Genomic DNA, 14372 nt, shown 5'->3' with positions numbered 1-14372 from the left:
TGTAGCACGTGTGTGGCCCAGGACGTAAGGGCCGTGATGATTTGACGTCGTCCCCACCTTCCTCGCGGTTTGCACCGGCAGTCCCGTTAGAGTCCCCATCATGACATGCTGGCAACTAACGGTAGGGGTTGCGCTCGTTATAGGACTTAACCTGACACCTCACGGCACGAGCTGACGACAACCATGCAGCACCTTGCAAATTGCCCGAAGGAAAAGGTATCTCTACCCCTGTCAATATGCATTTAAGCCCTGGTAAGGTTCCTCGCGTATCATCGAATTAAACCACATGCTCCACCGCTTGTGCGGGCCCCCGTCAATTCCTTTGAGTTTCATTCTTGCGAACGTACTCCCCAGGTGGGATACTTATCACTTTCGCTTGGCCGCCCACTGCTCAAGGCAGCGGACAGCTAGTATCCATCGTTTACGGCGTGGACTACCAGGGTATCTAATCCTGTTCGCTCCCCACGCTTTCGTCCATCAGCGTCAGTTCATGGTTAGTCAGCTGCCTTCGCAATCGGTGTTCTATGTAATATCTATGCATTTCACCGCTACACTACATATTCCGCCAACTTCACCATGACTCAAGACCGACAGTATCAAAGGCATTTCTACGGTTGAGCCGCAGACTTTCACCCCTGACTTATCGGCCCGCCTACGGACCCTTTAAACCCAATAATTCCGGATAACGCTCGGACCCTCCGTATTACCGCGGCTGCTGGCACGGAGTTAGCCGGTCCTTATTCTTACGGTACCGTCAACAGGGCACACGTGCCCCTCTTTCTTCCCGTATAAAAGCAGTTTACTACCCATAGGGCATTCTTCCTGCACGCGGCATGGCTGGATCAGAGTCTCCTCCATTGTCCAATATTCCTCACTGCTGCCTCCCGTAGGAGTCTGGTCCGTGTCTCAGTACCAGTGTGGGGGATCCCCTCTCAGGGCCCCTACCCATCGTAGCCATGGTAAGCCGTTACCTTACCATCAAGCTAATGGGACGCATGGCCATCCTTTACCGGCCGAAGCCTTTAACCTTATGATAATGCTATCTAAAGGTACCACGGGGCATTAATCCAAATTTCTCTGGGCTATTCCCCTGTAAAGGGCAGGTTCCATACGCGGTGCGCACCCGTGCGCCGGTCGCCGGCAAGAAAGCAAGCTTCCTCCCGCTGCCCCTCGACTTGCATGTGTTAGGCCTGCCGCTAGCGTTCATCCTGAGCCAGGATCAAACTCTTCATCGTTAATCTGTAAATAATCTTACGCGCCCGACGAAAAACAATCTCCCGGCCCCGTATCTCAATCCTATTAAATCTCAATATGGTTCCTTCCCCCGCCCTTGGGCGGGGGTCGTTTGTCTTCACAGTATGTCAATGAACTATCCAAAAAAAAGAAAGCCCGTAAGCCCCCTTAATAACGCTTTTCCTCCAACAACATCAAATCCTATACGCCCAAAGCGGGTGCAAATATAAGATGGTTTTTTTAATTAAAAAGTTTATTTCAATCTTTTTTAAACTTTTTTTCAAGCCATTTCTTTAACCCTCTAATCATTAGATTTTTAACTCAATCTTCAATCGTAAAAAGGGTATTAAATTTAATGTTTTCCATGCATACCCACAAACTTTTTTAGCGGAAAATGATCAAGTGTTAGCCCCCTCGACTTCGTTCATAGTGACAAGGGAGCGTCATACCCATGTTTACCTAGAGATACAGTGGACCGGCAGGCAGGTAGCCCTAGACATTTCGTAAAAATGGGGAACCCCCAAAATCATATACCCTATATATTGTAAGCGTAAATGATAGATAGTATCTTTGCAGACTTATTGCTAGAAATTTAATGCATGATAAAAATTACGTTACCAGACGGCACCGTAAAAGAGTTTGCCAAGGGAAGTACTCCAATAGATGTGGCTAAGAGCATCAGTGAGGGTTTGGCCAGAAACGTTATATCGGCCCAATTCAATGGTAACACAGTCGAAACAGTGACACCACTGGAGGAGGATGGTTCACTGGTACTTTATACATGGAACGACAAAGAAGGAAAGAAAGCATTTTGGCATTCTACTTCCCATATTGTTGCACAGGCTTTGGAAGAGTTGTACCCCGGAGCGAAATTGACCATCGGGCCTGCCATCGAAAACGGATTCTATTATGACGTGGATTTCGGTGAGCATACGGTTTCGGACAAGGATTTTCAGAAAATCGAACAAAGGGCCTTGGAAATCGCACGCGGCAAGCACGATTTTAAAATGAGGGCTGTCACAAAGGAAGATGCTTTATCCTTATATAAAAAGCAGGGCAATGAATTCAAGGTAGAACTTATTGAAAACCTTGAGGATGGAACTATCACCTTTTGCGATCACGATACGTTTACAGACCTGTGCCGTGGTGGGCACATACCAAACACAGGAATCGTCAAAACCATCAAGATTTTAAGTGTAGCCGGGGCTTATTGGCGAGGTGATGAAAAAAATCCACAACTAACCAGGGTCTATGGAATTTCATTTCCGAAACAAAAAGATCTGACCGAATATCTAGAACTGCTCGAAGAGGCTAAAAAACGAGATCACCGAAAGCTGGGCAAAGAATTGGAATTATTCACTTTCTCGCAAAAGGTCGGCCAAGGTCTTCCGCTCTGGCTTCCTAAAGGTGCGGCACTTCGCGAACGTTTGGAGAACTTTCTTAAAAAGGCACAGAAGAAAGCCGGATATGAAATGGTGGTAACTCCGCACATCGGGCAAAAAGAATTGTATGTGACCTCGGGGCACTATGAAAAATATGGTGCCGACAGTTTCCAACCTATCCATACACCTAAAGACGATGAAGAGTTTTTGTTGAAGCCGATGAACTGTCCGCATCACTGTGAGATATTTAATCACAAACCTTTCAGCTATCGTGATCTTCCAAAAAGATATGCAGAATTCGGCACGGTATATCGCTACGAACAGAGCGGCGAACTCCATGGGTTGACCCGCGTACGTGGGTTCACCCAAGATGATGCACATATCTTTTGTACTCCCGATCAAGTCGACCAAGAATTCAAAAATGTCATTGACTTATCTTTATATGTATTGGGATCTTTAGGTTTTGAAAATTTTACGGCCCAGGTGTCCGTTCGAGACCCAAAAACTCCAGAAAAATATATTGGTACGGTCGAAAACTGGGAAAAGGCCGAAAATGCCATTATCAATGCAGCCAAGGAAAAAGGACTGGATTATGTTATCGAAGAAGGAGAAGCCGCTTTCTACGGACCAAAACTGGACTTTATGGTCAAAGATGCCTTGGGAAGACAATGGCAATTAGGTACCATACAGGTAGACTATACCTTGCCCGAACGCTTCGACCTTACTTATAAAGGTAGTGATAATGAACTGCATAGGCCAATAATGATCCACCGAGCGCCGTTCGGAAGCATGGAACGTTTTATTGCACTTTTACTAGAACATACGGGAGGTAATTTCCCGCTATGGCTGATTCCGGATCAAGCCATTGTATTGCCTGTAAGCGAGAAACATGAAAAATATGCTGAAAAAGTTTTAAAATCCTTAGAAAATAACGAAATTCGCGCCCTCATTGATGACAGGAATGAAACTGTCGGCAAGAAAATTCGAGAGGCAGAAATGAACAAAATTCCATTTATGCTGATCGTTGGGGAAAACGAAGAGGAAGCGAATACCATTTCGGTCCGTAAACATGGAGGCGACGATTTAGGCTCCATTACCGTAGATGCTTTTGTTGACTTGGTAACTAAAGAAATAAATAGTACCTTAAAGTCGTTTTTAAATTAACGTTTAACTAAAAAATATAAGTCATAGCAATACGTAAAAGATTTAGGCCCCAACCTAGGAGGGAGAATAAAAATCCCCATAAAATCAATGAAAAAATTCTTGCACCTGAAGTTAGGCTGGTTGGTGACAATATCGAAGTGGGCATATACCCGATTAGAAAAGCTTTAGACCTTTCGGATGAGATGGGGTTAGATTTGGTCGAAATTTCGCCGAACGCAGCACCACCGGTTTGTAAGATAATGGAGTATAAAAAGTTTCTTTACGAACAAAAGAAACGTGAAAAGGCCATGAAGGCGAAAGCCTCGAAAGTAGTCGTTAAGGAAATTCGGTTCGGCCCGAATACCGATGACCACGATTATGAATTTAAAAAGAAACATGCCGAAAAATTTTTGAAGGACGGAGCAAAATTAAAAGCATACGTATTCTTCAAGGGAAGGTCAATAGTTTATAAGGACCAAGGTGAAATATTGTTATTGCGTTTGGCATCAGAGTTAGAAGAATGGGGAAAAGTGGAACAGATGCCGCGATTGGAAGGAAAGCGAATGACCATGTTCATTGCGCCAAAAACAAAAGGTAAATAACGCTTCGGCCACGCTCAGTGTCCAGGCGCTTAAAGAATACTAAACGCTGCTGGCATTTTGCTAGCAGCGTTTAGCATACAAAGTGAGATAACAAATAAATTAGGAAAAATGCCTAAACAGAAAACAAAATCCAGTGCGAAGAAGCGATTTAAGCTGACGGGCACAGGTAAAATCAAAAGAAAGCACGCTTTTAAGAGTCATATTTTGACTAAAAAATCAAAAAAACGCAAGCTTGCTTTGACGCATGACACGCTTGTACATCAAGCGGATATCAACAGTATTAAAGAACAATTGCGTTTAAAGTAATCCGTTCTTTTCGGTAATTATTCATTAACCATGGAGTTGGGCAAAAAAGTTCTTGAAAAAAGTTCAGGACGCCTACTACAAAAAAATTAAAATTATGCCAAGATCAGTTAATGCAGTTGCTTCTAGGGCCAGAAGGAAGAAGGTCATGAAGCAAGCCAAAGGATACTTCGGAAGACGTAAAAACGTCTGGACGGTAGCCAAAAACGCGGTAGAAAAAGCCATGCTCTACGCCTACCGCGATAGAAGAAACAAAAAAAGAACATTTCGTGCGTTGTGGATTACCCGTATCAACGCAGGTGCCCGTCAACACGGAATGTCGTATTCACAATTTATGGGGAAGGTAAAAGCCAGCGGTATCGAATTGAACCGTAAAGTTTTAGCGGATTTGGCCATGAACCATCCTGAGGCTTTCAAGGCGATTGTGGAAAAAGTAAAATAAATACTAAAAACATCTCACTTTTAAAAAATGCCGCCGGGAAAACTGGTGGCATTTTTTGTAGATACCTATTGTTTAAGCCGTCTTGATTTTTGCAATCGCTGCTTTAAACTCGTCCCAATCGACCAACTCATCTCCTGATTTGTCGTACCCTTCAATCAGTTTGGAGGAAACAATACCACGGATAAACCCGTTTATCTCTGCTTCCTTTAACAACTTGATAATTTCACTTTTCTTTAGCTTACGGTCGTTATCAGCATCAAAAAATTCAAAGGCCGCTTTGGGGGTTTCAAAATGTTTGGTTATTAAAATCTGAATTTTGTTTAATATGGATTCTTCTGTGGTCATTGTTATATCAATTATTGGATATTAAGTTATTTGTAATCTATGTAGTAAAGTTAGTAAAAGAAGAAATTACTTCTTGTCTCAATTCCCAAAAGCCGTAATGACCAAATTTCTTCCAGCCGCACGGTTTCTATGCTCGCAAAGATAAATTCCCTGCCAGATACCCAGGTTCGGTTTTCCATTGGTAATCGGAATTTGAACGGAAGCGCCCATCAACGAGGCTTTGATATGTGCCGGCATATCATCAGGGCCTTCATAATCATGTATGTAATATGGGGCATTTTCAGGTACCATGACATTTATATGACTTTCAAAATCAAGGCGTACCGTGGGATCTGCATTTTCATTGATGGTCAGACTGGCGGAAGTGTGTTTTATAAATACCTGAAGTATTCCGGTATCGATTTGTTCAATCTCCGGTATGGAATTCAATATTTCCTTTGTAATCAAATGAAAACCTCTTTGGTATGAAGAAAGTCGCATTTCTTTTTGATAGAATTTCATGTTAGTCGCATTAACAAAACGTAAATCTTCATAAATCTAATCCATTATCCCGCCATAACAAATACCTTTGCTGCTTGAAATTTGAATATTATGGATTTATCCAAAATCAAACTGGTCGTAACCGATATGGACGGAACTTTGCTAAATTCCGAGCATCAGGTGAGCGATCGGTTTTTTGAACTTTACGCAGAACTCAAAAAGAGAAACATTCTTTTTGCGGCCGCCAGCGGGAGACAGTACAATAGTATCGTGGATAAGCTTTATCCTATTAAGAATGATATCATTGTAATTGCCGAAAATGGAGGGTTTGCCATACATAATGAAGTTGAGATTGTCTCTACTCCTCTGCCTAACCATCAGAAAAATCGGGTTCTGGAAGCACTTTCCTTTATTGAAAATATACATCCGGTATTATGTAGTAAGAACAATGCACACATTTCACCGACCTCCGATCGATTCATCGATAAGCTAAAAGAGTATTACACCGAATTTGAAATATTGGATAATTTAAATGATTATGATGGGGAAGTTTTGAAAATCGCCATATTCCATTTTGAGAGTTCAGAAAAATATATCTACCCTGGCGTTGAGCATTTGGAAGGGGATTTGAAGGTGAAAATCTCAGGAGAAAACTGGGTCGATATTTCAAGTCCCGATGCCCATAAAGGTTATGCCTTACAAAAAGTACAGGAAATGCATGGCATTGGTCCGGAAGAAACCTTGGTTTTTGGAGATTATAACAATGACTTGGAAATGCTTGCACTGGCCGATTTTAGTTTCGCGATGGAAAACGCACATCCGAATGTGAAGGCAGCTGCAAAGTATTCAACCGCTAGCAATAATGATTTTGGAGTAGAGCGGGTATTGGAGCTACTTTTGGCTTAAGTGGCAAGTGTTCAATATTCAATTCTGCCTTAGACAGGTTTAGTAACCTTTGCGACCTTGAGCTTCAAATAGCTACGAAGTAGCGAGTGAACCTTAAACTCTTTTCAGGTCTTTTGCTTCTTTTTTCGTGCCGCAGGGAACAATACATTGTTTAAAATCAGTCGATACCCGGGGGAAGTTGGGTGAAGCTCCAGTTCTGTTTTCGGGTCTCCTACCCTATGTTGGTAGTCTTCGGGATCATGGCCCCCATAAAATGTAAAAAAACCTTTTCCTTTGATACCGTGAATATAGCGGGCCTCATTATTGATTTTGTTTTCGCCCAAAACCATTACGGTAGGTTTGATTTCATCACGCGCAAAAGAAGTCGTCTGCCCCATAAAGCCTTTGACCAAAGCGGTATGGTTTTGACATAACATGGTCGGCACTGGATCCCACTTTGCTGAAAAATCCATTAAAGTGAAATAATCGGTTTCCCGCGGCATTCTTCTTTTATCGGTCATATCGATGGATGAAAACTCATAGCGATTCGGGCTACGTTCCAATACAAAATCCGTAAAGGCAAATGTTTTTTTATAATCCAATCTGCTCTGATAGTTGGCATCGGATGGATCCCCATCGAACATAGGCTCACAGATATCGACTCCATCGGCCGCCAAGGCAATATCAAAACTATCGGTCGCCGAGCACATGGCGAACATAAATCCGCCACCGATTACATAGTTTCTTATTTTAAGGGCGACCGCCCGTTTGGATTCAGAGACTTTATCGAAACCTAATTTCGCTGCCAAAGCCTCCGCTTCCTGTTTTTGCTCGATGTACCATGGGGTAGCGCGATACGCCCCATAGAATTTTCCAAATTGCCCGGTAAAATCTTCATGATGGAGATGGAGCCAATCAAAAAGCACCAATTTATCATCCAATACTTCCTCATCATAAACCGTTTCATACGGAATCTCGGCATAGGTCAGGACCATGGTTACGGCATCGTCCCAAGGTGGATTTCCTTTAGGACTATACACCGCTATTTTCGGTGCTTTTTCCAAAATCACAGCTTCCTGATTTTGCGAGGGACTGCCAACATCGTCCAAAATAGATTGTGCCTGGGCATCTGACAAAATTTCGAAAGACACGCCGCGTATTTGGCACTCTTTGCGAATGTTATCACCATCCGGCAACAAAAAACTGCCTCCCCTATAATTCAACAACCACTGTACTTTCTGCTGTTTGGTCAAGACCCAATAGGTAACTCCGTAGGCTTTCAGGTGATTCTTTTGGCTCTCGGCATCCATGGGAATTAAAATGGAGGATGCAGAAACCTGAAATGAAAAAAGAATAAAGAATAAAGAGAAAAGACGAATTCGCATGAAGGTTTCCTTTGGTATCAACTACTCAAAGGTAAACGAAAAATGGCAGTAGCGTATTTTGGAGCGCGTTAAAGATTTTGCAAAATATTGCCCCGTCTATCGACAATTCCCCTATAGAATAAGGGTCGAACTAAACTTTATCCTTTTCTATTAAAAGGGTACATCGTTATCATCGGGTTCTAAATCATCGTTCATTGAACTTCCGAACGCCTCATTGGCATCTGGTAGATTTTTAGTGATAAACGGATTTTCTTCATTCGCATTCATTTTCGACTGGAACTCAAACGGGGAATCAAAGTCATCTAGGTTATCGAACTTGCCGAGGTTCCCAACAAATTTTAAGCGAATATTGTCAAGACCACCATTACGGTGCTTGGCAACAATAAACTCTGCTTGCCCAGCAGTTGGGGTTCGTTCCTCATCGTCCCATTCCTCGATTTTGTAATATTCAGGGCGATAGATGAACGATACAATATCGGCATCTTGTTCGATGGCTCCAGATTCACGAAGGTCGGAAAGTATCGGCCTTTTGCTGCCACCACGTGTCTCGACCGCCCTTGATAGCTGTGACAAGGCAATTACAGGAACGTTAAGTTCTTTTGCCAATGCCTTTAAATTTCTTGAAATGGTAGAGATTTCTTGCTCTCGATTTCCTCCTTTTTGACTTCCTCCGGCGGTCATTAATTGCAGGTAATCGATAACTATCAGTTTGATATCATGTTGTGACGATAAGCGTCTGGCCTTGGCCCTTAAATCAAAAATGGATAACGAAGGTGTATCATCAATGAACAAAGGCGCTTTTTCCAGTGCTTTTACTTTTACGTTCAATTGCTCCCATTCGTGTTTTTCTAATCTTCCGGTACGAAGTTTTTCGGAAGAAAGTCCGGTTTCGGAAGAAATCAATCTTGTAATCAACTGTACCGATGACATCTCCAAGGAAAAGAATGCAACCGGAATATCAGCGTTTACCGCCATATTTCGCGCCATGGAAAGTGTCAAGGCCGTTTTACCCATACCCGGACGGGCAGCGATGATTACCAAATCACTGGGTTGCCAGCCAGAAGTGAGTTTATCCACTTTATCAAAACCAGAGGGTATACCGCTCAAACCTTCTTTGTTGGCAATTTCCTCGATACGCTTCTTTGCCTGGATGACCAAATTCTGGGCGGTCTCGGCTGAACGTTTTAAATTTCCTTGGGTTACATCGTATAATTTCGATTCAGCATTGTCCAACAAATCGAAAACATCGGTGGCCTCATCATATGCGTCCTCTATAATTTCGTTCGAAATCTTTATGAGACTTCGCTGAATATATTTCTGTAAAATGATACGGGCGTGGAACTCGATATGTGCGGAGGAAGCGACCTTTTGGGTCAGTTTTATAAGGTAAAAATCACCTCCTACGGACTCCAATCGACCCGATTTCTTTAATTGGGCCGAAACGGTTAATAAATCCACGGGTTGCGACTCTTCGAACAACACAAAAATGGCTTCATAGATAAAGCGATGGGCATCCTTATAAAACACATCGGGGTGTAGGATATCTATTACTTCATCTACCCCTTTCTTGTCTATCATCATCGCTCCAAGCACAACCTCCTCTAAATCAACGGCTTGCGGTGGTATTTTGCCACGCTCCAAACTGATGATGGTAGACTTGTCGATTTTACGACCGATAATGGGATTTGGTTTTTCCATGGGTACGAAAATATGCAATTAACCTTACCTTAACATGAACTATAATTCACAGGTGTTCAACAATCGTATGTTCATAAGTTACGATTTTGTGTTGATAACAAAAAAATCCGGAGTTTTGATTTTCCGGATTTTGATGCGCTTGATAAAATGGCTCGTTAGCCGTTAAAAACTCCCATTTGGGCATATTTATCCATACGCTGGCTTACCAAATCTTTTGGTGATAACTTTTGCAATTCTTCATAATGGGTCACAATTTTGTTCTTGACGATTTCAAAAGTCTTGTCACGATCACTATGTGCGCCACCGGCCGGCTCACGAACGATTTCATCAATAAGTTTTAATTTTTTCATGTCGGTAGCGGTCAATTTCAATGCATCCGCGGCTTGTTCTTTATACTCCCAGCTTCTCCATAAAATAGAAGAACAAGATTCTGGTGAGATTACGCTATACCATGTATTTTCCAACATTAAAACACGGTCACCCACACCGATGCCCAAAGCACCGCCCGAAGCTCCTTCGCCAATGATAATTACGATAATCGGAACTTTCAAACGTGTCATTTCCAAAATATTACGTGCAATGGCTTCTCCCTGTCCGCGTTCTTCGGCTTCGATCCCGGAAAAGCACCAGGGGTATCTATGAGCGCTACCACGGGAATGTTGAATTTCTCGGCGGATTTCATCAAACGTAATGCCTTTCGATACCCTTCCGGATTCGCCATTCCGAAATTTCGGTATTGCCTTGTTTTTGTATTATAGCCTTTTTGCTGCCCAATGAACATATAGCTTTGATCCCCTATTTTACCCAATCCTCCGATCATGGCCTTATCATCCTTCACATTGCGATCGCCGTGTAGTTCAAGAAAAGTTTCTCCGCAGATGGCACGAATATAATCTAATGTATAAGGTCTATTAGGGTGTCTGGAAAGCTGCACGCGCTGCCATGCGGTAAGGTTTTTATATATATCCTTACGGGTTTCGGTCAGCTTTTTTTCTATCTGTTTGCAAGTTTCTGAAACATCGACATCACTCTCTTCGCCGATGATCTGACATTTGTCAAGTTGCTCTTCGAGTTCTTTTATTGGTAGTTCAAAATCCAAATACTCCATGGGTAGTCTGTTTGTTCATTGAATTCGACAAATATAAAATTTTAATAGCTATGATCAGGCCGAGACGTGTTTTTTAATCACCCTACCACACTCTTTTAGTTGTTTTTACCGCTTGGCCTTCTGCAACAGATAAAACGCCAACAATCCAAAAGAAATATTCGGAATCAGGACGGCCAGTAATGGTGAAAATCCTGATTGTTGGGCCAGCGTTCCGAATACCCTGTCAAAGAATATAAAGACGAAAGCCACCAAAATACCAAAAGCCAGATTGACCCCCATTCCGCCGCGTCGCTTTACCGAAGATACGGCCACGGCAATAATGGTCAAAATAAAGGCAGTAATCGGCAATGCCCAACGTTTATATTTCACCAAGATATAGGTATTGATATTCGAAGCACCTTTGCGCTTCTGATCTTCGATAAATTTATTCAGTTCAATAAAATTCTTCGTTTCGGCCACATACGAAACCGGAGTGAGGTCATCAATACGAAAATTAAAAAGAGTGTCCAATCTTGGCTTGTTCTCTATGATGGAAGAATCGCCAACAATCTTTCTTTTTTGATATGACGTCAGCCGGTATACCGTATCTTTTTCGACCCACCTGATATTGGCAGCGGAAATTTTGAAATCCAACGTATTGTCATTGTTAAAGCGCTCAAAGGTAAAATTATTGCCCACCTGCCTCGCCGGGTCAAAACTACTTACATAAATAAAATCACGCTCGTTGAGTTGATTAAAGATATTCTCTGTTTGTCGATTTTCCCTACCCTTTTTTAAGTACTTGTATTTGAATTCGTTAAATCCTTTACTGGCCGAAGGCACCAAGAACATACTCATCAACAACATGACCACAGCAACTATCGATGCGCCCATAAGATAGGGACGCAAAAATCGGTTATACGAAACACCTGAACTTAAAATGGCAATTATTTCAGTATTTGCGGCCAAGCGCGAGGTAAAGAAAATAATCGAAAGAAAGAGAAAAATCGGAAATAGCTCGTTACCGACATAAATGGTGAAATTTCCAAAATAGACCAGTATTTCGTTCAAGGGCGCCTCATTGTCCTGCATTTTTCCTATTTGTTCGGCCAGGTGCGCCATGATGCTTATAGGAATGAACAACAAAAGCATTGCCGCCAAAGTGACCAAATACCTTTTTAATATGTATTTATCGAGTATGCTCACTTACAGGCGTTTATCCATCTGTTTGACCATGGTGGTTTTCCAATCATAAAAATCTCCTGCTAAAATATGTTTTCTCGCCTCGCGAACCAACCACATATAAAACCCAAGATTATGAATGGTCGCTATCTGCTTGCCCAAATATTCATTGGCAGCAAAAAGATGTCTCAAATAGGCCTTTGAATATTCCTTGTCTACAAAGGTAGTACCCATCTCATCGAGAGGCGAAAAATCATCTTCCCATTTCTTGTTCTTGATATTGATAGTACCATGAGCGGTAAAAAGCATACCATTTCTGGCATTTCGAGTGGGCATCACACAATCGAACATATCGATACCCAGTGCTATATTCTCGAGAATGTTGATTGGGGTACCCACGCCCATTAAATATCGGGGCTTGTCTTCGGGTAAAATTTCACATACCACTTCGGTCATGGCATACATCTCATCGGCAGGTTCACCAACAGAGAGTCCACCGATGGCATTTCCCGCGGCACTTGAATTCGCAATGTATTCAGCAGATTGCCGTCTTAAGTCTTTATAGGTAGAACCTTGTACGATAGGAAAAAAAGTCTGTGCATAGTCATATGTAAAAGGAGTCTTTTCAAGATGTGCCATACAGCGATCCAGCCACCGATGGGTCATGTGCATTGAGCGTTTGGCGTATTGATAATCACACGGATATGGCGTACACTCGTCGAAGGCCATGATGATATCCGCGCCGATATCCCTTTGTATTTCCATTACATTTTCCGGTGTGAAAAAGTGAAGTGACCCATCGATATGAGACTTGAACTTCACCCCTTCTTCCTTTATCTTTCGGTTGGCCGAAAGTGAATATACTTGATATCCTCCACTATCGGTCAATAGATTACGTTCCCAGCCCATGAACTTATGCAGTCCGCCGGCGGCCTTAATTATTGGAATTTTTGGTCGTAAAAAAAGATGATAGGTATTGCCTAGAATGATATCGGGGTCGATTTCTTCCCGTAGTTCTTTTTGATGAACCCCCTTGACCGAGGCGGCAGTTCCCACAGGCATAAAAATTGGCGTCTCAATAGTGCCATGATCGGTTACCATTTTCCCTGCACGGGCCTTTGAATGGGTATCAGTATGTTGTAGTGTAAAGATCAAAACGTCGATTCAAGGGGCAAAGATAACCAACTGCGATGCATAAAAACCTTAACAAATCAATAAAGTTGACCCTAAGGTCTTCCGTTAATAAAATCTAACAACTGGGCTTGTTTCCCCCAAACATTGCTCCTACTTTTGTAACTTCAAAATCACTAGAAAATGCCAAAATTAGAAGAGCTTCAAGATATTGTCATACAAACCCGAAGGGATATTTTACGGATGGTGCACAAGGTAAATTCGGGGCATCCCGGGGGATCTTTGGGCTGTACCGAGTTTTTTGTGGCGCAGTACCATGAAATTATGGAGTTGAAAGAAGGTTTCGATATGGATGGTGTCGGCGAGGACCTTTTCTTTTTATCCAACGGACATATTTCGCCTGTATTCTATAGTGTTCTTGCCAGAAAAGGATATTTTCCTGTGGATGAGTTGAACACCTTCCGACTGATAAATTCACGCCTACAAGGGCATCCGACGACGCATGAAGGATTGCCCGGTATACGCGTTGCTTCCGGTTCTTTAGGGCAAGGGATGTCAGTGGCCATCGGAGCCGCTTTGGCCAAAAAACTGAACGGCGATGACCATCTTATCTATAGTCTTCATGGCGACGGCGAGCTACAGGAAGGCCAAAATTGGGAGGCCATTATGTATGCCGCAGGAAATAAGGTTGACAATCTCATCAGCACAATTGATAGAAACGGACAACAAATCGACGGCCCTACCGAAGCGGTGTTGCCTTTAGGAAACCTAGCCGAGAAATTCAAAGTATTCGGATGGAACGTCCTGGAGATTGAAAATGGCAACGACCTCGGCGAAGTCATCGAAGGACTAAAAGAGGCAAAGCGCAGAACAGGAAAAGGAAAACCGGTCTGTATCATTATGAATACGGTCATGGGCAACGGTGTGGATTTTATGATGCACACCCATGCGTGGCACGGGAAAGCCCCGAATGATGAGCAATTGGAAACGGCCCTATCGCAGAATCCTGAAACTTTGGGAGATTACTAAGTGAGACACAAAGAACTAAGACCACTGCACTCTTAGGCTTTAAAG

At 42.7% G+C, this 14372-nt stretch carries 12 protein-coding genes, 1 rRNA gene and 1 pseudogene (1 of these 14 only partly in view); 6 read left to right on the top strand and 8 right to left on the bottom strand.

Annotated features, from left to right (window positions below):
- Window positions 1-1235, bottom strand: a 16S ribosomal RNA gene (locus N8A86_RS16775); it reaches 295 nt to the left of the window's first position.
- Window positions 1236-1832: 597 nt separating this feature from the next.
- Here N8A86_RS16775 and thrS point away from each other — a divergent pair.
- The 4 genes from thrS to rplT all read left to right on the top strand — a co-directional run bounded on the left by thrS (window position 1833) and on the right by rplT (window position 5105).
- On the top strand, window positions 1833-3779 hold the full coding sequence (gene thrS, locus N8A86_RS16770; RefSeq protein ID WP_273566429.1) for a threonine--tRNA ligase: 1947 nt from the start codon (window positions 1833-1835) through the stop codon (window positions 3777-3779).
- Between the two features lie 29 nt (window positions 3780-3808).
- Window positions 3809-4360 (top strand): translation initiation factor IF-3, encoded by a 552-nt coding sequence (gene infC / locus N8A86_RS16765; RefSeq protein WP_273569086.1) that lies wholly within the window; start codon window positions 3809-3811, stop codon window positions 4358-4360.
- 108 nt (window positions 4361-4468) lie between these two features.
- Complete coding sequence (rpmI, locus tag N8A86_RS16760) at window positions 4469-4666, top strand: 50S ribosomal protein L35 (RefSeq protein ID WP_273566428.1); 198 nt, start codon at window positions 4469-4471, stop codon at window positions 4664-4666.
- 94 nt (window positions 4667-4760) lie between these two features.
- Window positions 4761-5105: a 50S ribosomal protein L20 gene (rplT, locus tag N8A86_RS16755; protein ID WP_273566427.1), complete on the top strand. Its 345-nt coding sequence runs from the start codon at window positions 4761-4763 to the stop codon at window positions 5103-5105.
- Between the two features lie 72 nt (window positions 5106-5177).
- On the opposite strand, the gene N8A86_RS16750 is transcribed toward rplT, so the two are convergent.
- Both N8A86_RS16750 and N8A86_RS16745 read right to left on the bottom strand, forming a co-directional pair.
- Window positions 5178-5450: an EF-hand domain-containing protein gene (locus N8A86_RS16750; RefSeq protein WP_273566426.1), complete on the bottom strand. Its 273-nt coding sequence runs from the start codon at window positions 5448-5450 to the stop codon at window positions 5178-5180.
- Window positions 5451-5528: 78 nt separating this feature from the next.
- Window positions 5529-5951, bottom strand: coding sequence for a secondary thiamine-phosphate synthase enzyme YjbQ (locus N8A86_RS16745; RefSeq protein ID WP_273566425.1), 423 nt, complete (start codon window positions 5949-5951; stop codon window positions 5529-5531).
- Window positions 5952-6041: 90 nt separating this feature from the next.
- Here N8A86_RS16745 and N8A86_RS16740 point away from each other — a divergent pair, with 90 nt between their 5' ends.
- Entirely contained in the window at window positions 6042-6836 is a 795-nt protein-coding gene (locus tag N8A86_RS16740; protein WP_273566424.1) for an HAD family hydrolase, read from the top strand.
- A 104-nt stretch (window positions 6837-6940) separates the two neighbouring features.
- Here N8A86_RS16740 and N8A86_RS16735 read toward each other — a convergent pair whose 3' ends face one another.
- The 5 genes and pseudogenes from N8A86_RS16735 to tgt all read right to left on the bottom strand — a co-directional run bounded on the left by N8A86_RS16735 (window position 6941) and on the right by tgt (window position 13322).
- A complete protein-coding gene (locus N8A86_RS16735; RefSeq protein ID WP_273566423.1) occupies window positions 6941-8200 on the bottom strand; it encodes an asparagine synthetase B in 1260 nt (419 codons plus the stop codon).
- Window positions 8201-8350: 150 nt separating this feature from the next.
- Window positions 8351-9898: a replicative DNA helicase gene (gene dnaB, locus N8A86_RS16730; RefSeq protein WP_273566422.1), complete on the bottom strand. Its 1548-nt coding sequence runs from the start codon at window positions 9896-9898 to the stop codon at window positions 8351-8353.
- 155 nt (window positions 9899-10053) lie between these two features.
- Window positions 10054-11006 (bottom strand): annotated as a pseudogene (locus N8A86_RS16725) (acetyl-CoA carboxylase carboxyltransferase subunit alpha).
- A 105-nt stretch (window positions 11007-11111) separates the two neighbouring features.
- Entirely contained in the window at window positions 11112-12191 is a 1080-nt protein-coding gene (locus N8A86_RS16720; protein ID WP_273566421.1) for an LptF/LptG family permease, read from the bottom strand.
- Entirely contained in the window at window positions 12192-13322 is a 1131-nt protein-coding gene (gene tgt / locus N8A86_RS16715) for a tRNA guanosine(34) transglycosylase Tgt (RefSeq protein ID WP_273566420.1), read from the bottom strand.
- A 159-nt stretch (window positions 13323-13481) separates the two neighbouring features.
- Here tgt and N8A86_RS16710 point away from each other — a divergent pair, with 159 nt between their 5' ends.
- A complete protein-coding gene (locus N8A86_RS16710) occupies window positions 13482-14327 on the top strand; it encodes a transketolase (RefSeq protein WP_273566419.1) in 846 nt (281 codons plus the stop codon).
- Window positions 14328-14372 lie beyond the last annotated feature (45 nt).

The sequence above is a fragment of the Maribacter halichondriae genome (assembly GCF_027474825.1).
GTDB lineage: Bacteria > Bacteroidota > Bacteroidia > Flavobacteriales > Flavobacteriaceae > Meishania > Meishania halichondriae.
The sequence above is the reverse complement of the archived record's forward strand: the minus strand, read 5'-3'. Positions and strand labels throughout refer to the sequence as shown.